At 63.6% G+C, this 22,540-nt stretch carries 22 protein-coding genes; 12 read left to right on the forward strand and 10 right to left on the reverse strand.

What is annotated here, in order from left to right:
- Nucleotides 1-72: 72 nt before the first annotated feature.
- From mreD to NK8_RS00200, 3 genes are all read right to left on the reverse strand, one after another.
- Complete coding sequence (mreD, locus tag NK8_RS00190) at nt 73-585, reverse strand: rod shape-determining protein MreD (protein WP_061174237.1); 513 nt, start codon at nt 583-585, stop codon at nt 73-75.
- A complete protein-coding gene (gene mreC / locus NK8_RS00195) occupies nt 582-1,697 on the reverse strand; it encodes a rod shape-determining protein MreC (protein WP_213226783.1) in 1,116 nt (371 codons plus the stop codon). The genes mreD and mreC overlap by 4 nt, the downstream gene beginning before the upstream one ends.
- 199 nt (nt 1,698-1,896) lie before the next feature.
- Nucleotides 1,897-2,940 (reverse strand): rod shape-determining protein, encoded by a 1,044-nt coding sequence (locus tag NK8_RS00200; RefSeq protein ID WP_004189550.1) that lies wholly within the window; start codon nt 2,938-2,940, stop codon nt 1,897-1,899.
- Between the two features lie 376 nt (nt 2,941-3,316).
- Here NK8_RS00200 and gatC point away from each other — a divergent pair, with 376 nt between their 5' ends.
- The 5 genes from gatC to NK8_RS00225 all read left to right on the forward strand — a co-directional run bounded on the left by gatC (nt 3,317) and on the right by NK8_RS00225 (nt 8,385).
- Nucleotides 3,317-3,616 carry an Asp-tRNA(Asn)/Glu-tRNA(Gln) amidotransferase subunit GatC gene (gene gatC / locus NK8_RS00205; RefSeq protein ID WP_035509719.1) on the forward strand — a complete coding sequence of 100 codons (300 nt, stop codon included), beginning with the start codon at nt 3,317-3,319 and terminating at the stop codon, nt 3,614-3,616.
- A gap of 61 nt (nt 3,617-3,677) precedes the next feature.
- Nucleotides 3,678-5,174, forward strand: a complete 1,497-nt coding sequence (gene gatA / locus NK8_RS00210; protein WP_213226784.1) for an Asp-tRNA(Asn)/Glu-tRNA(Gln) amidotransferase subunit GatA — start codon at nt 3,678-3,680, stop codon at nt 5,172-5,174.
- A gap of 2 nt (nt 5,175-5,176) precedes the next feature.
- Nucleotides 5,177-6,646 carry an Asp-tRNA(Asn)/Glu-tRNA(Gln) amidotransferase subunit GatB gene (gene gatB / locus NK8_RS00215; protein WP_213226785.1) on the forward strand — a complete coding sequence of 490 codons (1,470 nt, stop codon included), beginning with the start codon at nt 5,177-5,179 and terminating at the stop codon, nt 6,644-6,646.
- Between the two features lie 81 nt (nt 6,647-6,727).
- On the forward strand, nt 6,728-7,567 hold the full coding sequence (locus NK8_RS00220; protein WP_213226786.1) for a PPK2 family polyphosphate kinase: 840 nt from the start codon (nt 6,728-6,730) through the stop codon (nt 7,565-7,567).
- Nucleotides 7,568-7,596: 29 nt separating this feature from the next.
- Nucleotides 7,597-8,385 carry an exodeoxyribonuclease III gene (locus tag NK8_RS00225; RefSeq protein WP_213226787.1) on the forward strand — a complete coding sequence of 263 codons (789 nt, stop codon included), beginning with the start codon at nt 7,597-7,599 and terminating at the stop codon, nt 8,383-8,385.
- Nucleotides 8,386-8,387: 2 nt separating this feature from the next.
- Here the strand turns inward: NK8_RS00225 and NK8_RS00230 are convergent, their stop codons facing one another.
- Genes NK8_RS00230 through NK8_RS00245 form a run of 4 tightly spaced genes read right to left on the reverse strand, consistent with a single transcriptional unit; the run spans nt 8,388 to nt 12,381 of the window.
- A complete protein-coding gene (locus NK8_RS00230) occupies nt 8,388-9,263 on the reverse strand; it encodes a M48 family metallopeptidase (protein WP_225936180.1) in 876 nt (291 codons plus the stop codon).
- Nucleotides 9,264-9,298: 35 nt separating this feature from the next.
- Nucleotides 9,299-10,585, reverse strand: a complete 1,287-nt coding sequence (locus NK8_RS00235) for an AmpG family muropeptide MFS transporter (protein WP_213226788.1) — start codon at nt 10,583-10,585, stop codon at nt 9,299-9,301.
- A gap of 45 nt (nt 10,586-10,630) precedes the next feature.
- Complete coding sequence (metW, locus tag NK8_RS00240; protein WP_162064633.1) at nt 10,631-11,239, reverse strand: methionine biosynthesis protein MetW; 609 nt, start codon at nt 11,237-11,239, stop codon at nt 10,631-10,633.
- A complete protein-coding gene (locus NK8_RS00245) occupies nt 11,236-12,381 on the reverse strand; it encodes a homoserine O-acetyltransferase (RefSeq protein WP_162064634.1) in 1,146 nt (381 codons plus the stop codon). Before NK8_RS00245 ends, metW begins: the two co-directional genes overlap by 4 nt.
- Before the next feature lie 294 nt (nt 12,382-12,675).
- Here NK8_RS00245 and NK8_RS00250 point away from each other — a divergent pair, with 294 nt between their 5' ends.
- A complete protein-coding gene (locus tag NK8_RS00250; protein WP_061174246.1) occupies nt 12,676-12,957 on the forward strand; it encodes a type II toxin-antitoxin system Phd/YefM family antitoxin in 282 nt (93 codons plus the stop codon).
- Nucleotides 12,954-13,274, forward strand: coding sequence for a type II toxin-antitoxin system RelE/ParE family toxin (locus NK8_RS00255; RefSeq protein WP_213226789.1), 321 nt, complete (start codon nt 12,954-12,956; stop codon nt 13,272-13,274). Before NK8_RS00250 ends, NK8_RS00255 begins: the two co-directional genes overlap by 4 nt.
- Here the strand turns inward: NK8_RS00255 and NK8_RS00260 are convergent.
- Both NK8_RS00260 and argB read right to left on the reverse strand, forming a co-directional pair.
- On the reverse strand, nt 13,260-14,012 hold the full coding sequence (locus NK8_RS00260; protein WP_162064637.1) for a pyrimidine 5'-nucleotidase: 753 nt from the start codon (nt 14,010-14,012) through the stop codon (nt 13,260-13,262). The two genes, NK8_RS00255 and NK8_RS00260, sit on opposite strands and share 15 nt — an antisense overlap.
- 49 nt (nt 14,013-14,061) lie before the next feature.
- Nucleotides 14,062-14,961, reverse strand: a complete 900-nt coding sequence (argB, locus tag NK8_RS00265; protein ID WP_162064638.1) for an acetylglutamate kinase — start codon at nt 14,959-14,961, stop codon at nt 14,062-14,064.
- Between the two features lie 145 nt (nt 14,962-15,106).
- On the opposite strand from argB, the gene NK8_RS00270 reads away from it, so the two are divergent.
- The 5 genes from NK8_RS00270 (at nt 15,107) to NK8_RS00290 (ending at nt 20,757) form a co-directional block, all read left to right on the forward strand.
- Nucleotides 15,107-15,328, forward strand: a complete 222-nt coding sequence (locus tag NK8_RS00270) for a cysteine-rich CWC family protein (RefSeq protein WP_213228419.1) — start codon at nt 15,107-15,109, stop codon at nt 15,326-15,328.
- A gap of 103 nt (nt 15,329-15,431) precedes the next feature.
- The gene (locus NK8_RS00275; protein WP_213226790.1) at nt 15,432-16,730 is read left to right on the forward strand and encodes an ATP-binding protein; all 1,299 of its coding nucleotides are present in this window, start codon (nt 15,432-15,434) and stop codon (nt 16,728-16,730) included.
- 43 nt (nt 16,731-16,773) lie between these two features.
- Nucleotides 16,774-17,316 (forward strand): response regulator transcription factor, encoded by a 543-nt coding sequence (locus NK8_RS00280; RefSeq protein WP_061174250.1) that lies wholly within the window; start codon nt 16,774-16,776, stop codon nt 17,314-17,316.
- A gap of 430 nt (nt 17,317-17,746) precedes the next feature.
- Entirely contained in the window at nt 17,747-19,306 is a 1,560-nt protein-coding gene (locus NK8_RS00285) for a methyl-accepting chemotaxis protein (RefSeq protein ID WP_213226791.1), read from the forward strand.
- A 149-nt stretch (nt 19,307-19,455) separates the two neighbouring features.
- The gene (locus tag NK8_RS00290) at nt 19,456-20,757 is read left to right on the forward strand and encodes a solute carrier family 23 protein (RefSeq protein ID WP_162064641.1); all 1,302 of its coding nucleotides are present in this window, start codon (nt 19,456-19,458) and stop codon (nt 20,755-20,757) included.
- A gap of 36 nt (nt 20,758-20,793) precedes the next feature.
- Here NK8_RS00290 and NK8_RS00295 read toward each other — a convergent pair whose 3' ends face one another.
- Nucleotides 20,794-22,443 (reverse strand): Na+/H+ antiporter, encoded by a 1,650-nt coding sequence (locus tag NK8_RS00295; RefSeq protein WP_162064642.1) that lies wholly within the window; start codon nt 22,441-22,443, stop codon nt 20,794-20,796.
- Nucleotides 22,444-22,540: the final 97 nt, after the last annotated feature.

Here is a 22,540-nt window from a genome sequence, read left to right on the forward strand (position 1 = left end):
CGGTTTGCTCGCGATTCAAGTGTAGTTCGCGCGCGGCGGTTTATTCGGTGAGCTGGCGCCGCGCGGTCGCGCTCAGATCGGGCGCGTGTCGTCCGGATCGGCGGCGCGGCGTTGCGGCATCAGCAAGAGGAAGCTTGCGATCGGCCAGAGCAGTGCTTCGACGAATCCGTTGACCAGATAGCTCCAGCCGGGAAACGCGGCGCCCGTCATCAGGCGGATGATGAACGGCACGAGATGCGCGCCCACCAGCAGCGGCGCGACGACGAACATCTGCACCGGCAGCGAGATCCACAGCACGCGGCGGTGGATGGTGATCGCGCCGTACGAAAGAAGCGTGTAAGCCAGCGCGTGCTCGCCGAGCAGATTCGCGTTATGGACGTCCATCAGAATGCCGAGCATGAACGCGATGCCCATGCCGACTTTGCGCGGTTGATGCACGTTCCAGAACAGCAGCACGAGCGCGACGAAATCCGGCACGCCGATGAGCCGTCCCCACGGCATCAGGTTCAGCAGAAACGCGGCGGCGAGGCTGAACGTGATGAAGTACGGATTGACCGGCTGCAGGATGTATTGCGGACGGTTCATCGCGCGGCTCCCGAGGATGCGGGCTTAGGCGCATTCGCCTTCTTCGACGGCTTTGCCGCCGCGCTCGATGCCGCCTTGGGTGCGGCTGCCTTCGCCGGCGCCTCGGCGGGCTTCGGCGCCGGTGCGGCCGCAGTCGGTGCGGACGCCGCCGCAGCCGCCGAAGCGCCGCTCGCGCCCGCGGCTACCGCCGCCTTGGGCGCGGCCTTCTTCTTGCCCTTGTTTTCCTTCGCTTCCTTGGCGGCCGCGGCCGCTTCGACTTCGATCGGATTGGGCGGCACGTTCAGGTTGTAGTGCAGCACGAGCAGCTGGCGCGCGCCGCGCACCGCCGCGATCGGCACGCAGACGACGCGCGCAAACGCAGTGTCCGCCTGTTTGTCGACGCGCAGCACCTTCGCCACCGGCAATCCCGGCGGATAGATGCCGTCGAGGCCGCTCGTCACGAGTTCGTCGCCGGCTTGCACGTCGGCGCTGATCGGCACGAAGCGAAGGTCGAGCGTGTCGCCCTTCGGCGTGCCGTAGATCACGCTGCGCAAGCCGGTGCGCGCGATCTGCACGGGCACGGCCTGATCCTTGTCGGTGAGCAGTGTGACTTCCGATTGCAACGGAAACACGCGCGTGACCTGGCCGATCACACCGTCTTCGGTAACGACCGGCGCGCCGTCCTGGATGTTTTGCTGCGAACCCTTGCCGATCACGACTTTCTGCGTGAACGGATCGCGCGTGTCGTATTGAATTTCGGCGGGCGTCTCTTCGGTGCTCGCGCGCGATTGCAGATTGAGCAGCGCGCGCAGGTGTGCATTCTCGATGGCGAGCTGCGCCGCATCGCCTGCCTTCACGGAAAGCTCCAGGTTTTTGTCGGCGAGCTTCGCGTTTTCGCTGCGCAGCGTCGCGCTGGTCACGGCGAGATCCGCCGCGCCCATGAAGATGTCGCGCGGCACGAGCGCGGCGCGCTGCAACGGATAAAGCCCCGCGCCGAGCATGCCGCGAACGATTTCCAGCGTGTTGAAACGGGCGTCCGAGATCAGCAACGCGATGGCGAGCACCACGAAGAAAATCAGACGCGCGAGCGCGGAAGGGCCTTGCTTGAAAAGTGGCGGCGGACTGTATTCCATGGTCGGCGCCGAGGGCGTGAACGGATGGATCGATGCTGCAGGTTATCTCGCCGGCGGCGAGACCTGCCCTACGCTGTTCCGACAACGGCCCGGACAGAAGCCGGGCCGTGCGCGCGTCGCGTTACGCGGGTGCGTTTGGCTGTCGCGTCGAAGACCATCACGCCCGGAGAAACAGGAGCGAAAGCCTTCAGCCGGGAGATCACTCGTACGAGAAGATGCTGCCGAGCTTGTCCATGCGCTCGAGCGCCATGCCCGAGCCGCGCACCACGCAGGTCAGCGGATCTTCGGCGACGAGCACCGGCAGGCCGGTTTCTTCCGCGAGCAGGCGGTCGAGGTCGCGCAGCAGCGCGCCGCCGCCCGTAAGCATCATGCCGCGCTCGGCGATGTCCGCGCCGAGTTCCGGCGGCGTCTGTTCCAGCGCGATCTTCACCGACGACACGATCTGGTTCAGCGGGTCCGTCAGCGCTTCGAGGATTTCATTGCTCGAAATAGTGAAGCTGCGCGGAATGCCTTCGGACAGATTGCGGCCCTTGACTTCCATTTCCTTCACTTCGGAGCCGGGGAAGGCCGAACCGATTTCCTTCTTGATGGCTTCGGCGGTCTGTTCGCCGATCAGCATGCCGTAATTGCGGCGGATGTAGTTGACGATGGCCTCGTCGAACTTGTCGCCGCCCACGCGCACCGAGCCCTTGTACACGATGCCGCCCAGCGAGATGACGCCGACTTCCGTCGTGCCGCCGCCGATGTCGACGACCATCGAGCCCGTTGCTTCCGACACCGGCAGGCCCGCGCCGATGGCTGCGGCCATCGGCTCTTCGATCAGATAGACCTGCGACGCGCCCGCGCCGTGCGCCGCTTCCTTGATGGCGCGGCGCTCGACCTGCGTAGAACCGCACGGCACGCAGATGATGATGCGCGGCGACGGCGAGAACATGCGGGATTCGTGAGCGGTCTTGATGAACTGCTTGATCATCTGCTCGGTGACGGTGAAGTCGGCGATCACGCCGTCCTTCATCGGGCGGATCGCCTCGATGTTGCCCGGCACTTTACCGAGCATCTGCTTGGCTTCCTTGCCGACCGCCTGAATGGTCTTCTTGCCGTTGGGGCCGCCTTCCTGGCGAATGGAAACGACCGAAGGCTCGTCGAGGACGATGCCCTTGCCGCGCATGTAGATCAGCGTGTTGGCGGTACCGAGGTCAATAGCCAGGTCGTTGGAAAAATAGCTGCGCAAAAAACCGAACATTCAAAAATCCTGTCTCGCTGGGTGGCCGTTCGTCGCGAGGAGCGCCGGGGACGGCAGCGGAAAAAATAACGGATTGCCGGGGCGGCGAACGCTCGCCGTGAAGTGCAATTCCGGGAAGAAATCTACCGCAGAATGGAACGCCGAACGCAAACGTTTCTCGTAATTCACTGATTCAGGGAGAAAGCCGCTGACAAGCCGTTCCAGAGGTGAGTCGAACGTGTAATGATACCTTATAATTTGGGGGTATCTATAGGAAAAGGATGGCACTTTTGACCATCGCCAGACCTGCTTCCGTAAGCTCCTTTCGAGATCGTAACTTGCTGTCACAGCGAAGGTTTTCGAGATTGGGGCCGTCCACGCTTTCTCCGGTGATTCCATGTCTTTGACCCTGACCGACGTAAAACGCATCGCGCATCTGGCGCGGCTCGAATTGCCCGACCACGAAGCCGAACCCACGCTTGCGCGCCTCAACGACTTCTTCGGTCTCGTCGAGCAGATGCAGGCCGTCGACACGACCGGCATCGAACCGCTCGCACACCCGATCGAACAGATCGAGGAAGTCGCGCTTCGTCTGCGTGACGACGCTGTCTCAGAGCGCGTCGAGCGCGAAGAGTTCCAGCGATCCGCGCCTGCCGTGCAGGACGGGCTCTACCTCGTGCCGAAGGTGATCGAATAACGGTCGACTATCCAGCGATACCGCGCGCGGGAATGAAGACCGCGCTCATCAGGGAACTGCAATGCATCAAAAAAGCTTGACCGAACTGCGCGCCGCGCTCGACTCGAAGGAGATCTCCGCGGTCGAACTGGCGCAGTCGTATCTGCAACGCATCGACGCCGCGAAGGCGCTGAATGCGTTCATCGGCATCGATCGCGAACTCACGCTCGAACAGGCGAAGGCCGCCGATGCCCTCATCGCGCAGGGCAACGCCGGCGCGCTCACCGGTCTGCCGGTCGCGCACAAGGACGTGTTCGTCACGCGCGGCTGGGCGTCCACAGCCGGCTCGCGCATGCTCGAAAACTACGCGAGCCCGTTCGATGCGACCGTGGTCGATCGTCTGAAGCAAGCTGGCATGGTGTGCCTCGGCAAGACCAACATGGACGAGTTCGCGATGGGCTCGTCCAACGAGAATTCGTACTTCGGCGCGGTGAAGAATCCGTGGGACCTGAAGGCCGTGCCGGGTGGTTCGTCGGGCGGTTCGGCCGCCGCCGTGGCCGCGCGCCTCGCGCCCGCCGCGACCGGCACCGACACCGGCGGCTCGATCCGCCAGCCCGCGTCGTTCACCGGCATCACGGGCATCAAGCCGACTTACGGCCGCGTGTCGCGCTACGGGATGATCGCGTTCGCGTCGTCGCTGGATCAGGGCGGCCCGATGGCGCAGACCGCCGCCGACTGCGCGCTGCTGCTCAACGCGATGTCCGGCTTCGACGAGCGCGACTCGACCAGCCTGCAACGCGAGAACGAAGACTACACGCGCCATATCGGCAAAACATGGAACGGCTCCGATGATGCAAGCCAGCCGTTGAAAGGTCTGCGTATCGGCATGCCGAAGGAGTACTTCGGCGCCGGTCTCGCGGACGACGTGCGCGCGTCCATCGACGCGGCATTGAAGCAATACGAAGCGCTCGGCGCGACGCTCGTCGAGGTGACGCTGCCGCAGACCGAGCTGTCGATTCCCGTGTACTACATCATCGCGCCGGCGGAGGCTTCGTCGAATCTGTCGCGCTTCGATGGCGTGCGCTACGGGCATCGCGCGGCCGAGTACCGCGATCTGCTCGACATGTACAAGAAGTCGCGTGCGGAAGGCTTCGGGCCGGAAGTGAAGCGGCGAATTCTGGTTGGCACGTATGTGCTGTCGCACGGCTATTACGACGCGTACTACCTGCAGGCGCAGAAGATTCGCCGCATCATCGCGCGCGACTTCCAGGAAGCGTTCAAGCAGTGCGACGTCATCATGGGGCCGGTCGCGCCGACCGTCGCGTGGAATCTCGGCGAGAAAGCCGACGATCCCGTGCAGATGTATCTCGCCGATATCTACACGCTGTCCGTGAGCCTCGCCGGTCTGCCCGGCATGAGCGTGCCGTGCGGCTTCGGCGCGGGCGCGAACGCGGATCGCCCGGTCGGACTGCAGATCGTCGGCAACTATTTCAACGAAGCCCGGATGCTCCAGGTCGCCGACGCGTTCCAGCGCGCGACCGACTGGCACCGCAAGGCACCATCGGCATCGGGAGTGTGAACATGCAGTGGGAAGTCGTCATCGGTCTGGAAACGCACGCGCAGCTTTCCACCGTCTCAAAGATCTTCTCGGGCGCGCCCACTCAGTTCGGCGCGAGCCCGAACTCGCAGGCGAGTCCCGTCGATCTCGCGCTGCCCGGCGTGCTGCCGGTGATGAACCGTGGCGCCGTCGAGCGCGCGATTCGCTTCGGCCTGTCGATCGGCGCGCATATCGCGCCGCGCAGCATCTTCGCGCGCAAGAACTACTTCTATCCGGATCTTCCGAAGGGCTATCAGATCAGCCAGTACGAGATTCCGGTCGTGCAGGGCGGTCAGATCACGATCCAGGTTCCGGCCAATGAAAAGGCGGGCAAGGAAGCGTATTCGAAGACCGTCAATCTGACGCGCGCGCATCTCGAAGAAGACGCAGGCAAGTCGCTGCACGAAGACTTCGCGGGCATGACGGGCATCGACCTGAATCGCGCGGGCACGCCGCTGCTCGAGATCGTCACGGAGCCGGAAATGCGCAGCGCGGCGGAAGCGGTCGCGTATGCGAAGGCCTTGCACGGGCTCGTCGTGTGGCTCGGCATCTGCGACGGCAACATGCAGGAAGGCTCGTTCCGTTGTGACGCGAACGTGTCGGTGCGGCCGGTCGGCCAGAAGGAATTCGGCACGCGCGCGGAAATCAAGAACCTGAACTCGTTCCGCTTTCTCGAAGAAGCGATTCAATACGAAGTGCGCCGTCAGATCGAGCTGATCGAGGACGGCGGCACCGTGGTTCAGGAAACGCGTCTCTACGATCCTGACAAGCGCGAAACGCGCTCGATGCGCAGCAAGGAAGACGCGCACGATTACCGCTATTTCCCGGACCCGGATCTGATGCCGCTCGTGATCGAGGAAAGCTGGATCGCGCGCGTGAAGTCAGAAATGTCGGAACTGCCGGATGACATTCGGAAGCGTTTCGAGAAAGACTTCGAATTGACGTCTTACGATGCAGGTGTAATCACTGCCTCGAAGCCGATGACGAAGTACTACGAGAAGGCGGTCGAATCGGCTGGCGCGGCGCTCGCTAAGCCCGTCGCCAATTGGTTGATGGGTGATGTATCGGCGCAGCTGAATCGCGAGTCGTTAGACATTTCGAGTTCTAATGTCGCACCGGAGCAACTTGGATTACTAGTACGACGCATCGCCGACGGCACCATCTCCAACAAGATCGCGAAGGACATCTTCCAGACGATCTGGGAAGAGAAGGCGACGGACGAAGGCGCGGCGGATCGCATCATCGATGCGAAGGGCCTGAAGCAGATTTCCGACACCGGGGCGCTCGAAGCGATCATCGACGAAGTGCTCGCAGCGAATCAGAAATCAGTCGAAGAATTCCGCGCGGGCAAGGAGAAGGCGTTCAATGCGCTGATCGGCCAGGCGATGAAAGCGACCAAGGGGAAGGCGAATCCGCAGCAAGTGAACGAGTTGTTGAAGAAAAAGTTATCCTGACAGCTTGTCCCCAACGGGATGAACGGGCTGCTGCCGGTTAAGCCTGGCAGCGGCCCGTTTTCATTAGACGACAGTAAAAAAATGGCAAAGAAACCCGAACTCGACGACTTTCGCGTGCCGTTCTTCGACGCCGGCAAGAAGCTGAAGCCGTTCGACCTGAGCGCGATCGACCCGTCCGCGAAGCCGTTTTCCAGCGGCGCAAAGGAAGAAGACCGCGAGCGCCTTACGGCGATCGGCGTGCAGCTCGACGACCTGCAGGAGAAGCTCCACGCGCAGCGTCGCCAACGCGTGCTGCTGGTGCTGCAAGGCATGGACACGAGCGGCAAGGACGGCACGGTGCGCGCGGTGTTTCACGATGTCGACCCGCTCGGTCTGCGCATCGTGCCGTTTCGCGCGCCGTCGGAGCGCGAAGCCGCGCACGACTTCCTGTGGCGCGTGCACGCGCAGGCGCCGCAGGCCGGTGAATTCGCGATCTTCAATCGCAGCCACTATGAAGACGTGCTCGTGCCGCGCGTGCTGAAGCAGATCGATGCCGATCAATGCGAGCGTCGCTATCGCCACATTCGCGAGTTCGAGTCGCTGCTTGCGGACAGTGGCACGACCATCGTCAAATGCTTTCTGCATATTTCGAAGGACGAGCAGCGCGAGCGGTTGCAGGCACGCATCGACGATCCGACCAAGCACTGGAAGTTCGACGTTTCCGATCTCGAAGCGCGCAAGCAGTGGGACGACTATCAGGCTGCCTACGCGGACGCGCTCGGCACGACGTCGACGGAATACGCGCCGTGGTACATCATTCCGGGCAATTCGAAGACGCATCGCAACGTGATGGTCGCGGAACTGCTGTTGCGCACGATGCAGGACATGAAGCTCGAATTCCCGCCGGCCAAGGAATCGCTCAAGGGCGTGAAGGTCGACTAAACGAAATCGATAAAAAAGGAAGCAAGCGTATGTTTCGCGTGATTACCGCCAATCTCAACGGCATCCGTTCGGCCGCCAAGAAAGGTTTCTTCGACTGGTTCGGCGAGCAGAAATCCGACGTCGTCTGCGTGCAGGAGATCAAGTGCTCGCAAGATGACCTGACGCCGGAATTCCTCGCGCCGCACGGCTTTCAGGGCTATTTCCAGCACGCGGTGAAGAAGGGCTACAGCGGCGCGGGCCTCTACACGCGTCATGAGCCGGATGACGTGATCATCGGCTTCGGCTCGGAAGAGTTCGATCCGGAAGGGCGCTACGTGGAAGCGCGCTTCGGGAAACTTTCCGTGGTGTCGGTGTATGTGCCGTCGGGGTCGAGCGGCGACGAGCGTCAGCAGGCCAAGTACCGCTTCATGGACGAGTTCATGCCGCATCTCCACACGCTTTCGAAAGAGCGCGAGGTGATCCTGTGTGGCGACGTGAACATCGTGCACAAGGAAATCGACATCAAGAACTGGAAGAGCAACCAGAAGAACTCCGGCTGCCTGCCCGATGAGCGCGAGTGGCTCACGAAGCTCTTCGACGACGTCGGCTATGTCGATGTGTTCCGCACGCTGGATCAGCGTCCCGAGCAGTACACGTGGTGGAGCAATCGCGGTCAGGCGTATGCGAAGAACGTCGGGTGGCGGATCGATTATCAGATCGCGACGAAGGAAGTCGCGGCGACCGCGAAGAAGACGTCGATTTTCAGGGATATCAAGTTCAGCGACCACGCGCCGCTGACTATCGATTACGACTGGAAGATCGCGAAGGCGAAGAAGTAAGGCTAGCGCCCGGACTTCTTGAACCGCCCCATCCCCGCATAGTTGGGCAACTGATCGATAGTCTTGCCGACCGCCTTCGCATAAAGCGGCATCATGTCCGACATGCGCTTGAGCAGATCCTGCCTGCGATCCGGCCCATACGGATGCAGCCACACGAAGCCGTCGTCCGCGCGCCGCGTTCCCGAATCGATCTTGTTCCACAACGTGACGGCCGCGCGCGGATCGTAGCCCGCGCGCGAGGCGATCTCGCTGCCGATCACATCGGCTTCTGTTTCGTCGGCGGGGGAATAGCGCATCGACAGCAATTGATCGCCGATATCCGGCTGTTGCGACGCATAGTTCGAGAAACCGAAAAGCTGCGGCATCGTGCCCGCGCTCAACTGCGCCGCCTGCTGTCTGCCGAGCCGCTCGCGCGCATGCTCGCGCAACGCATGCGCGATGTCATGGCCGATCATCATGCCGATCTCGTTGTCGTTCAGACGCAGCTTGTCGATGAGCCCGCTATACACGACGATCTTCCCGCCCGGCAGGCACACCATGCGCTCCTCGGGTGACTTGATGACGTTGATTTCCCACTTCCAGTTCTTCGCGCGATCGTTCCACTTGAGCGCGAACGGAATCTCGTGATTCGCAATTTCGCGCACGCGCTTCACGAGCGGGTTGTTATCGGGCAGCAGCGTCTTGTTGCGCTCGGCATCGTGGATGACCTGCCTGTATTCGTCGGCGGACTGCGCTTCGAGCGTCGCGGGCGGAATCAGATTGCGAAACAGCGCCGTGTTGCCGAAGCGGATCTGGTTGTTCGGCGCGGAGTAGGGCGGCGGCGTCTTCTGCTCGTCCTGGGCATGCGCGAACAAAGGCGCGAGCGACGCCAGTGCCATTGCGCAAACCGAGGCGCGAAGCTTGCACGAAACCGTCATCGTTGAGTTCTCCAGGGCGCGATTTTCGGCAACAGTAACATGCCCGGAATGGACAGCGCGACGCAGATCAGGAAGTACGAAAACCATCCCGTTTCATTCACGATGTAACCGCTGCCCGCCGCGGCGAACGTGCGCGGCACCGCCGCGAGGCTCGTGAAGAGCGCGAATTGCGTCGCGGTGTAGCGCGGGTCCGTCGTGCTCGCGATATACGCGGTGAAGGTGGCGAGCGTGAGGCCCGTCGCGAAGGTTTCGAAGCCGTACAGCACGCCGAGCGCCAACGGCGACGGTCCGATCTTCGCCAGCCACGCGAAGCCCACCGTCGCGACGATCTGCAGAATGCCGAAGATCCACAGTCCGCGCGCGATGCCGATCTTCACCAGCGCGATGCCGCCGAGCAAACCGCCCGCGATGCTCGCCCAGAACGCGACCGCCTTCGCGATCACGCCGATCTGCGCAAGCGAGAAGCCGACGTCGATGAAGAACTTCGTCGCGAGCGCGGTCGCCATCGTGTCGCCGAGCTTGTACAGGAAGATGAAACTGAGCACGAGCAGCGCCGCGCGCCAGCCATCGCGCGTGATGAATTCATGAAACGGCTCGACGATCGCCTCGCGCAGACTTTTCGGCGGCGCGCCGTGAATCGCCGGCTCCTTGACGACGAGCGTCATGATGAGACCCGGCAGCATGAATGCGGCGGTAATCAGAAACACGGTCTTCCACGGCAGGAAGGTCGCGAGAATCAGCGACAGCGAACCGGGCACGAGACCCGCGACCTTGTACGCATTGACGTGCACCGCGTTGCCGAGCCCCTGTTCGGTATCGGCGAGCAGTTCGCGGCGATAGGCATCGATGACGATATCCTGACTCGCGCTGAAGAACGCGACGAGCGCGGCCACCGCCGCGACGGCCCACAGATTCCGCTCCGGCGAGAAGAACCCGAACGAGCCGATCGCCACCATCACGAGCACTTGCGTGAGGAACATCCAGCCGCGCCGTCGGCCGGGAGTCCAGCCCGGAAAGCGCGGAATGTAGCGGTCCATCAGCGGCGACCAGACGAACTTCCACGTATAGGGAAGTCCGATCAGCGCGAACAGGCCGATTTCCTTCACGTTGATGTGCGCGGTCGTGAGCCACGCCTGCAGCAGGCTGTACAGCGTGAAGAGCGGCAATCCGGACGTGAAGCCGAGAAAGACGCAAATGAGGATGCGCTTGTTGAGAAACGCGCGCCATCCGGGATGATCTTCGTGAGCAGTTAAAGCTGGCGCCTCGTGTGGCGTATCAGGCATGTCGTATAGCGGGCAGTTGTCGATGCGCGAGCGCGCCGGTCATCGTTACCGGCGCTTCACGCGATAGACCGCAAGACTACCACGCCAGTTCGCGCCCCAACGGACCGTCTGCCCGTCGTGCAGCGCGACGCGGTCCAGAATCTCGATGCCGACTTCCGGCGCGAGCGCCTCGAAATCCTTGATCGTGAGTACGCGCACGTTCGGCGTGTTGTGCCACTGATACGGCAGCGACTTCGACACCGGCATGCGCCCCTGAATCACCGAAAGCCGATGCTGCCAGTAGCCGAAATTCGGAAACGACACGATGCACTGACGCCCGACGCGCACCGTTTCGCGCAGGATCGCGGCGGTTTGATGAATCGTCTGCAGCGTCTGCGAGAGGATCGCGAAATCGAAACTGTCGTCTTCGAAGAGACGCAAACCGTCTTCGAGATTCTGCTGGATCACGTTCACGCCTTTTTGCGCGCACGCGAGCACGCCGGCATCGTTGATCTCGATGCCGTAGCCCTTCACTTCGAGCTCTTCCCCGAGCAGCGACAGCAGCGAGCCGTCGCCGCAGCCGAGATCGAGCACGGTCGAGCGCGGTTCGACCCAGCGGGCGATCGCGCGAAAGTCCGAGCGTAGCGCGAGCGAATCGAGTGTGTGCTGGTTCATGCGCCGATCTCCGTGGCAATGCGTTCGTAATAGGCGCGCATGAGATTGTGATAGCGCGCGTCGTCGAGCAGGAAGGCGTCGTGGCCGTGCGGCGCGTCGATTTCCGCGTAGCTCACCGTGCGCTTGTTGTCGAGCAGCGCCTTGACGATTTCGCGCGAACGCGCGGGCGCAAAACGCCAGTCGGTCGCGAAGCTCGTGATGAGATATTTCGCCTGCGTGTTGGCGAGCGCTTTCGTGAGATCGCCGTCGAAGGCTTTCGCGGGATCGAAATAATCGAGCGCGCGCGTGATGAGCAGGTACGTGTTCGCATCGAAGTATTCGGCGAACTTGTCGGCTTGGTAGCGCAGATACGACTCCACTTCGAATTCGACATCGAAGTTGAAGTTGTACGCGTCGAGCGCGCCTTCGGCACGGCGCAGCGCGCGGCCGAATTTCACGGCCATGTCGTCATCCGACAGATACGTGATGTGGCCGATCATGCGCGCGACCCGCAAGCCGCGACGCGGCTTCACGCCGTGCGCGTAGTAATCGCCGCCGTGAAAATCGGGATCGGAGAGAATCGCCGAGCGCGCCGTTTCGTTGAACGCGATGTTCTGCGCGGAGAGCTTCGGCGTCGACGCCACCACGATGCAATGCGCGAGCCGCTCCGGATACATCATGCTCCACGCGAGCGCCTGCATGCCGCCGAGACTGCCGCCCATCACGGCCGCGAAGCGCTCGATGCCGAAGCGGTCCGCGAGACGCGCCTGCGCGTTCACCCAGTCCTCGACCGTGACGACCGGAAAGCTCGCGCCGTACGGCTTGCCCGTGGCGCCGTCGATGCTCATCGGCCCGGTCGAGCCGAAGCACGAGCCGAGATTGTTCACGCCGATCACGAAGAAGCGGTTGGTGTCGAGCGGCTTGCCCGGCCCGACCATGTTGTCCCACCAGCCGACGTCCTTCGGGTTATCAGCATGAACACCCGCGACGTGATGTGACGCGTTCAGCGCGTGACACACGAGCACGGCGTTCGAGCGCGCGGCGTTGAGCTCGCCATAGGTTTCGACGACGAGTTCGTAGTCGCCGAGCATCGAGCCGTTCTGCATGGCGAGCGGCTCGGTGAAGCGCAGTGTTTGGGGAGTGACGATGCCGATCGATTCCATTCATTCCGCCTTTGACCAAGCGGCTAAACGGTGTCGGCGATGCGCGTGAATACAGCGATGGCGCGGCTGACGACCTCTTTAGCCGCATTTATAGTGAACCTCGGCAATGCAGCCCTGAGGTTCGCGCGCCCGCAATCGAGTCAGCAAATCGGCGCGTCTGTGATGTTCGAGAATATCTCGTTAGCGGTGAAGTATAGCGGAAATCGTCATAACGCCGCCATGTCGGACCGCCTTGGATATGGCCCGCTTTTGCGTCTATATTGTCTAATCGTCTCGTCTTGCCAAGGAACGGAAATGAAACCGAGCCGGGTCAGACCGCTGAGTCACCTGAAGAGCCGCGCGGCCGAGATGATCCGCAACGTGGTCGAAAGCCGCGAGCCGATGCTCATCACGCAGAACGGAGAAGGCAGGGTGGTCGTGCAGGACGTGCAGTCATACGAGGACGTGCATCAGACCCTCGCGTTACTGAAGATTCTGGCGATGGGACAGAAGACCATCGAAGCCGGCCAGTGCACGAGCGCAGCCGATGTATTCGCCGAAATCGAGCGTATGGACCGCGCGGAAGGCATCAAGTGAAGACCGTCTTTCTCGATCCGGTGCGCGAGGATTTGCAGGATTTCCGGCGCTACGTCATCAACAAGTTCGGCGGCACCGCGTGGGCCGCGACGCGCAACAGGATCGCGGACACCATCGCCGAAATCGAAGCCGCGCCGCGCAACGGCGTGACGCCGCCCGAACTCGCCGACTTCCGCATGTCGGGCTATTACGAAGTCCCGAGCGGCACGATCCGCATCATCTACAAGATCGAGGGCGACACGATCTACGTGCATCTGGTCGTCGATGCGCGCTCTGACCTCGAAGACATCCTCGCGCGTCGCTTATTCCGAATGTAGGCGCCGCCCATGCGATGACGTCAGCGCGCGCAGCGAGCGCACGGTGCGATCGACGTAATGCGGCCGGCCCACGCCCGGCAGACGCACCGACAAGCCGCCGCCCGACGTTTTCGCGACCGGCAGATGCCCCACGATCCACACCGTGCGAATCCCCAGCCGCCGATAGCTCTTCAGATGCCCGCGCGTGTCCTCGACGAGAATCGCGTCCTCGAGACGCACATGCGCGCGGCGCATCGTACGGCGCAGCATCGGCGCATCGGGCTTGGCGCGCCAGTGGCTGCCCTCGCGCATGTCCTCGATGGCGATCACGCGCTCGAACAGCTTCGCGATGCCGAGTTCCGCGAGCACGGTGCGCGCGTAGAGCGTCGGCGCATTGGTGAGCACGATCTTGCGGCCGGGCAGCGCGCGCAGGATCCGCGTGAGGCCGCGCTCGGCGCGCAGCATCGACGGCAGATCGGGAAAGGTGTGAACCTCGCGCAGGAAGTCCGCCGGATCGATGCCGTGATGCCTGACGAGTCCGAGCAGCGTCGCGCCGTAGCGCACCGTATAGCCGACGCGCAGCCGGTTCGCCTCGTCGACATCGACATTCAGGCGATCCATGATGTATTGCGTCATCCCGCGATTGATCGCCGGAAAAATCGCGTGTGACGCGTGATGCAGCGTGTTGTCGAGATCGAAGAGCCAGACGGGGCCGCGCGCCTTGACGCGGCGGCGGCGGGACGGGCGATGCGCGGTCATATATGAAAACGCCCGCGCATTGACGGGCGTCGAAGGATCGGGAGAAAGCTCAATGCGAGCGGATCATCGTGCCGAACGGCTGCTCGGTCAGAATTTCGAGCAGCACTGAGTGTTCGATGCGGCCGTCGATGATGTGCACCGAGCGCACGCCGCTCTTTGCGGCATCGAGCGCGGAGGAGATCTTCGGCAGCATGCCGCCGGAAATGGTGCCATCGGCGAAGAGGGCGTCGATCTCGCGTGCGGAAAGGTCGGTCAGCAGATTGCCTTCCTTGTCCATCACGCCGGGGATGTTCGTCATCATGACGAGCTTCTCCGCGTTCAGCACGACGGCGAGTTTGCCCGCGACGAGGTCAGCGTTGATGTTGTACGAAAGGCCGTCTTCACCGAAGCCGATCGGCGAAATGACCGGAATGAACGCGTCGTCCTGCAGCGCCTTCACCACCGCCGGGTTGATCGCATCGACTTCGCCAACCTGGCCGATGTCGATGAACTGGCCCGGATTATCGCGATCCGGCATCAGCAGCTTGCGCGCGTGGATGAGGCCGCCGTCCTTGCCCGTCAGACCGACCGCCTGACCGCCGAAATGATTGATCAGCGTGACGATGTCCTGCTGCACCTCGCCGCCGAGCACCCATTCGACGACTTCCATGGTTTCTTCGTCGGTGACGCGCATGCCCTGAATGAAGGTGCCCTGCTTGCCGATCTTCTTGAGCGCCTGATCGATCTGCGGGCCGCCGCCGTGCACGATCACCGGATTGATGCCGACGAGCTTCAGCAAAATGACGTCGCGCGCGAAGCCCTGCTTCAGGCGCTCTTCGGTCATGGCGTTGCCGCCGTATTTGATCACGACCGTCTTGCCGTGATACTGACGGATATAGGGCAGCGCCTCGGCCAGGATTTCAGCCTTCAGGGTCGGCGCGATTTGCGTGAGGTCGGGTAGCTCGGACATGGCGGCAAATGAGGCGAGGAGCGTTTAAACACGCCGAATTGTACAGGACTGACGCATTGCAGCAGGACGAATTGCCGCGCCGGCGCCAACGTTTTCCGGCAGGTGCGCCGGCATGCGATCATCGTTCAGGCAGATCGATGACAGGATGATGAACGACTTCCCCGAAACGAACGAGCGTGAAGCGCCGGGCTCGCTGATCTGCGCGCGCTGCGGCACGCCGTTTCGCTGCGGCGCGCGAGCGGGCGATCCCACCTGCTGGTGCGCGACGCTGCCCGCACTGCCGGCCGAGCGCTTGCGGCCCGGCGTGAGCTGTCTGTGCCCGGCGTGTCTCGCGGCCGAAATCGAGCGCGCCGAGCACGCGAAATAGCGCGCGGCAAGGTGCGACAAATCGCGCCAGATGCCGCAGCTGGCCTGATGCAAGCGGGATAATGTCGCATGAAGCGTGATAACGCAGTCAGGCACTCAACCAGATGCATCGCATAACCAATACCGGACGGGTCAATCTCGGTCATCTCTTCTGGCTTCGCTCGCTTGCGATCATCGGCCAGCTGACGACCATCGCTGTCGTGCAGATCTTCTTCGGCGCGAAGCTCCCGCTGCCCGCGATGCTGCTCGTCATCGCGCTGGAGATGATCTTCAACGGCCTCACGTGGCTGCGCGTCGCGCGGGCGCGGCCGGAGACCAATCTCGAACTGTTCGGCCAGATGTGGGTCGACCTCGGCGCGCTCTCGGCGCTGCTGTTCCTCTCCGGCGGCGCGACCAATCCGTTCGTCACGCTCTATCTGCCGTCGCTCGCGATCGCCGCCGCCGTGCTGCCGTGGACGATGATGACCTGCCTCGCGCTCTTCGCCGTCGCCTGTTACGCGCTGCTCAGCTACAACTACGTGCCGCTCAATATCGAGAATCCGGCCAATCTCTTCGATTATTTCCGCACCGGCCTGTGGGTCAACTTCATGGTGAGCGTCGGGCTGATCGGCTGGTTCGTCGCGCGCATGTCGCGGGCGCTGCGGGTGCGCGACGCCGCGCTCGCCGATGCCCAGCAACGCCATCTGCGCGATGAGCGCGCGGTCGCGCTCGGCGTGCAGGCAGCGACCGTCGCGCACGAAATGGGCACGCCGCTTTCGACCATCGCGATGCTGTCCGAGGAATTGCGCGACTCCGCCGCTCACGACAAAAACCTCGCGCCCTACGCGGCCGATTTCGAACTGCTCGAACAGCAGATGGCGCTCTGCACCTCCGCGCTCGCACGCCTGCGCAGCCGCGCGACGGGTCCGTCGAGCCGTCAGGCGCTCGACGAATGGCTGCCGAGTTTCATCGAGCAATGGCGTCTGCGGCATCCGCAGGTGAAATTCGCGCAGATCGACCGGACGCCCGCGAACGCGTCGATCGACGATGCGGTGGCCGTCGGCCAGATCCTGACCATCCTGCTCGACAACGCCGCGCGCGCGAGCAGCGAATCGGTGACGCTGCAGGCGTCGGCCGAAACCATCGATCAACTGGATTACGTGCGCTTCGACGTGTGTGATCGCGGCCCGGGCATTCCGCCCGCGCTGCGCGCCACGCTCGGCGCGGGGCCGGTCGACAGCACGCAGGGCGGCCACGGCGTCGGGCTTTATCTGGCGTTCGCGGCGGCGGCGCGGCTCGCAGGCTCGATCGAACTGATCGACGGCAAGCCGCGCGGCACCTGCGCGGTATTGCGCCTGCCGAATCGCGGCGCGGTCACGGCGCCGGCGCACACGGCAAGAACTGAACGAAGCGGCGCGGCCTGAACTCGAACACAGGCTCGCCCGAGCGGCATTACGGAGAAAAACCATGAGCGATACCAACTTTCTGATCATCGACGACGACGAAGTGTTCGCCGGCATTCTTGCTCGCGGCCTGACGCGGCGCGGCTTCACCCCGCATCAGGCGCACGACGCCGACGAAGCGCTGAAGCTCGCGAACCAGCACAAGTTCGGCCAGATCACAGTCGATCTTCACCTGGGCAACGATTCCGGCCTGCGGCTCGTCGCACCGCTGCGCGACCTTCAGCCCGATGCGCGCATTCTCGTTCTGACCGGCTACGCGAGCATCGCGACAGCGGTGCAAGCGGTGAAGGACGGCGCGGACAACTATCTGGCGAAGCCGGCGAACGTCGAGACGATTCTCTCCGCGCTGCACGAGCAGGCGAGCGAGCAGACCGCCGAGGAAGCGATCGAGAACCCGACGCTGCTCTCGGTTGCGCGGCTCGAATGGGAGCATATCCAGCGCGCGCTCGCCGAGAACAACGGCAATATTTCGGCGACGGCGCGCGCGCTCAACATGCATCGGCGCACGCTGCAGCGCAAGCTGGCGAAAAAGCCGGTTCGGCAGTAAGACGGGAAGCTGGCGGAGAGGGGCGGCGCGGCCTGGAACAGGCAGAAGCTCAAAAAGCGGCGCCCCAAAAAAAGAACCGCCCAAGCCGGGTGCCAAGGGCGGTAATCGGAGAGTTGCAACGACTACATGCGCGAACATGGAACACGCACATGGAAAGCATACGTTCCAGCGTTGCCTGTCCAAATAAGAAAACTCCCAATTAAGAATTCACCTAGTTTTTCTGCTTTCTAGCAGCGATCTGCCGATTTCTTTCGGCTGCTATTCATAGACCTTTCGCCGATATTCCGGCGTCCATTCTCAAGTCGTTATCCCGCTCATACGCGCTCAAGAAAATCGAGCCGAGCGCCGTAATGCCACTCTGTGCGCGAACCGCGGTTTGCGCTGCGCCGGCCGCGGACGTCGTCTGCGGGGCGCGACAGAGGAGACATCGATGAAATGGTTTGACCGCCTGTCCGTGCTCAGCAAGCTGTTGCTGTCTTTCGCGGTCGTGATTCTGTTCACCGCGTGCGTGGGCGTCACCGGCGTGGTATCGCTCGCGAAAATGAACGGACTGATCGAGGAAATCGGCGATCGTCACATGGACGGCCTGTACTGGGTCGAGGAAGCCAACAAGCACAAGCTCAACACGGATCTCGCCGCCGCCAACCTGACTTTCGCCGACGATTCCGGCAAGGACAAGCTGAAGGAAGGCATGTCGGCTTCGCTCGACAGCATGCACCGCGCGTTCGAGCATTTGCGCCCGACGATGCGCTCCGCCGAGGGCATCGCGCTCTACGACACGGCGAGCAAGTCCGTCGCCGCATGGGAAGACATCGTGCTGATGCAGATGGGCAAAAAGCCGATGCCGATCGACGTCGACCAGATGGGACTCATCGCGCGCGCGATCGCCGCGAGCGAGAAGGCGCGCGATTCGCTCGAGCGTCTCGCCGACTTCAAGAGGAAACGCGCGACCGACGCGCGCCACGACGCGGCATCGGAATATGAAACGATGCGCGTCGTCATGCTCGCGCTCGTGTTCGGCGCGATGGTCGCGGGCGCGCTGCTCGCGGCGCTGATCGGACGGCGTCTCGCCGCGCAACTGGGCGGCGAGCCGGCCTATGCCGCCGATATCGCCGACCGCATCGCGCGCGGCGACCTGACGACGCGCGTCGCCACGCGCCCCGGCGACGACACCAGCATGCTCGCGAGCCTCGGCAACATGAGCACGAAGCTGGCGGATATCGTCGGCGGGATTCGCCATTCCAGCGAATCGATTCTGTTCGCGTCGCGGGAAATCGCGCAGGGCAACACCGATCTGTCCCAGCGCACCGAAGAGCAGGCCGCGTCGCTGGAGGAAACCGCGTCGAGCATGGAGCAGCTCACGCAGACCGTGCGCCAGAACGCGAGCAACGCGGACGAAGCAAGCGGCCTCGCGCGCGGTGCGTCGGATGTGTCGGCGCGTGGCAGCGAGCTCGTCGGCGAGGTGGTCGACAACATGCGCGAACTGGCGTCGGGCTCCAAGCGCATGACGGACATCATCGCCGTGATCGAGGGCATCGCGTTCCAGACCAATATCCTCGCGCTGAACGCCGCCGTGGAAGCGGCGCGCGCGGGCGAGGAAGGCCGCGGCTTCGCGGTGGTCGCAGGCGAAGTGCGCTCGCTCGCGCAGCGCAGCGCGATGTCGGCGAAGGAGATCAAGGAGCTGATCGAGGCATCGACGGCGCGCGTCGACAGCGGCGCGGCGCTCGCCGAACGCGCCGGCGCGACGATGGCCGAAGTCACGCACGCCGTGCAGCGCGTGACGGACATCATGGCGCAGATCTCGTCGGCGTCGCACGAGCAGAGCACGGGCATCGAGCAGGTGAATCGCGCCGTCGCGCAGATGGATCAGGTCACGCAGCAGAACGCGGCGCTGGTCGAACAGGCGGCGGCCGCGGCGGGTGCGATGGCCGATCAGGCCGAGCAGTTGAAGGGCGCCGTTGCGGTCTTCGAACTGGATCGTGGCGCCTGAAAAGCGCGCACGGTTCGGGCGGCGGTTGGCGAAACGGTCGTAATATCGGCTCGCTTGCCACTCGAGGGTCCGCTCCGTACACTCGCGCCTGTTTTTCCAACAAGCGCGCCGCACGGACGGCGCCTCACCGCCGAGAAGGAGCCCCGCAGATGTCCGATTCCTATTTCCCGCGCTGGCCGGTCCAGGCGGATGCCGAAGCGGGGCGCGTCGTCGCCCCCGACGAGCGTCTGCCCTGGCCGCAGATGATCGCGATGGGCATTCAGCACGTCGTCGCGATGTTCGGCTCGACCGTGCTCGCCCCGCTCCTGATGGGCTTCGATCCCAATCTGTGCATTTTCATGTCGGGCATCGGCACGCTGCTGTTCTTCGTGCTGGTCGGCGGGCGCGTGCCGAGCTATCTCGGTTCGAGCTTTGCGTTCATCGGTCTCGTGATCGCGGTGACGGGCTACGGCGGACACGGTCCGAACTTGAACATCGGCGTCGCGCTCGGCGGGATCATCGCGTGCGGCGTGGCTTACGCGATCATCGGCGTGATCGTCGCGGCAGTCGGCACGAAGTGGATCGAAACGCTGATGCCGCCGGTCGTGACGGGCGCGATCGTCTGCGTGATCGGGCTGAATCTCGCGCCGATCGCCGTGAAGGGCGTGATGGGCAGCAGCTTCGAATCGTGGATGGCGCTCGTCACCGTGCTGTGCGTGGGCGGCGTCGCGGTGTTCGCGCGCGGCATGGCGCAGCGGCTGCTGATTCTGATCGGCCTCGCGATCGCGTACCTCATCTACGCCGTGCTGACCAACGGCATGGGCATGGGCAAGCCGGTGGACTTTGCGATCGTCGCGAACGCCGCGTGGTTCGGCATGCCGCATTTCACCGCGCCCGTGTTCCAGGCGCAGGCGATGACGCTGATCGCGCCGGTCGCGATCATTCTCGTCGCGGAGAATCTCGGGCACATCAAGGCCGTCGGCGCGATGACGGGCAGGAGTCTCGACAAGTACATCGGCCGCGCGTTCATCGGCGATGGGCTGGCGACGATCGCGTCGGGCTTCGCGGGCGGCACGGGCGTGACGACGTATGCCGAGAACATCGGCGTGATGGCCGTCACCAAGATCTATTCGACGCTCGTGTTCGTGGTCGCGGCGCTGTTCGCGATCGTGCTCGGGTTCTCGCCGAAGTTCGGCGCGCTGATCCAGACCATTCCTGGGCCGGTGCTGGGCGGCGTGTCGATCGTCGTGTTCGGCCTGATCGCGGTGACGGGCGCGCGGATCTGGGTCGTCAACAAGGTGGATTTTTCGGACAACCGCAATCTGATCGTCGCGGCGGTGACGCTCGTGCTCGGTACCGGGGATTTCACGCTGAAGCTCGGCGGCTTCGCGCTCGGCGGCATCGGGACGGCGACCTTCGGCGCGATCATTTTTTATGCGTTGCTGCGGCGGCGTGGGTCGGACGTGGTCTGATGCCTGACATCACGCGCGCCTGATGGCGCGCGTGCATTATCCGCCCGTCCCGCGCTTCCGGTTCACGATCGCCGTCTCCGACAAATCGATCTCCCGCATCAGCTTGTTCAACGTCTCGTCGTTGATGTGCTGCAGCGTGCGCAGTCTCAGCAACTCCGCGCGTTCGGCCCTGAGCGCCGCCATCTTCAGCCGCGTCTCCACCATCTCGCTCTTCTTTGCCGCCACGCGCGGCGCTTCTTCGTCGCCGAGCGATTCCAGACGGCGCCGGTACATGCCCATCACGCGCGCGGTCGAATCGGCGCAGCGCGCGGAGCCGGCTTCGTCCATCTGCTCGATCAGCACGTCGTGCGTTTCGTCGATCGCGCGAATCGCCGCCTGCGCCGCGCGGCGGCGCGCCATGCGTTCTTCCGTCGCGTGCGGATTGCGCTCGCGTTCGATGCCGCGCAGCATCAGCGGCAAGCCGACGACCGCGATCAGCAGCGACACCAGAATCACCGCCGATGCGATGAAAATCGCCAGATCGCGCCCCGGGAGCATCACGGGCAATGACAGCACGCCCGCGAGCGTCACGGCGCCGCGCACCCCGCCGATCGTCGTCAGCGCGAGCGTGCGAACGCCGGGCGCGGCGCTGTCGAGGCCCTGTTTCGCGGTCTTGCGCGCCGCGACCCAGCGCAGCGAATACACCCATACGAAACGCAGCGAATAGAGCGCGACCAGCGTCGCGAGCACATAGCCGATCAACAGGCCGACTTGCTCATTGCCGTCGTGATGCGCCTCGATCAGCGCCTGCCCGATGATGTGCGGAAACTGCAGCCCGAGCAGGATGAAGACCATGCCGTTGAAGACGAATTCGATCATCGTCCAGGTGCTCGTCATGCGTACGCGCACCGCGCTCGGAATGCCTTCTCGCAGGCTTTGAATGTTCATCATCATGCCCGCCGACACAGCCGCCAGAATGCCCGAGCAGCCGACATGCTCGGCCATCACGTAGGCCGCGAACGGAATCAGGATCGTGAGGATCACGCCGGCGGCGGGGTCGTCGTCCTCGGAGAATCGCAGGAGACGCGACGGGATCTCGGTGACGGCCCAACTGATCGCCGCGCCGATCACGATCCCGCCTGCCGCGATGATGAAGAAGCTGATCGTCGCGTCGCGCAGCGAGAACACGCCCGTCAGCGCGGCGGCGATCGCGAACTTCAGCGCGACGAGGCCCGACGCGTCGTTCATGAGCGCCTCGCCTTCGAGAATGTGCATCAGGCCCGCCGGAATGCGGTTGCGCCCGGCGATGCCCGTGAGCGCGACGGCGTCGGTCGGCGAGAGCACGGCGGCGAGCGCAAACGCGACGGGCAGCGGCATCGTCGGGATCATCGCGTGCAGGAAATAGCCGAGCACGCCGACGGTGATGAACACGAGCCCGAGCGCGAGCATCAGGATCGCGCGGCGCTGCATGTAGAGCTCGCGCTTCGGAATGCGCCAGCCGTCCGCGAACAGCAGCGGCGGAATGAACAGGAGCATGAAGAGTTCGGGATCGAAGGTGACATGCAGTGCGAAGCCTGGCCAGGCGAGGCACGCGCCGAGCGCGATCTGGATGAGCGGCAGCGGCAGTTTGATCGGCAGCAGGCTCAGGCCGAATCCCGAGAGCGCCACGGCCAGTAGCAGAATGAGGACGGTAAAGACGATTTCCATGTGTGAGCGCGCTGTGACGAGCCGAAAGTTTAGCCCTTGCGTGGGATGCGGGCAGCGGCCGCGTTAGCTGGGGTCGTTACAGGATCCAGCGAAAATA

Origin of the sequence: Caballeronia sp. NK8 (assembly GCF_018408855.1) — a bacterium.
GTDB lineage: Bacteria > Pseudomonadota > Gammaproteobacteria > Burkholderiales > Burkholderiaceae > Caballeronia.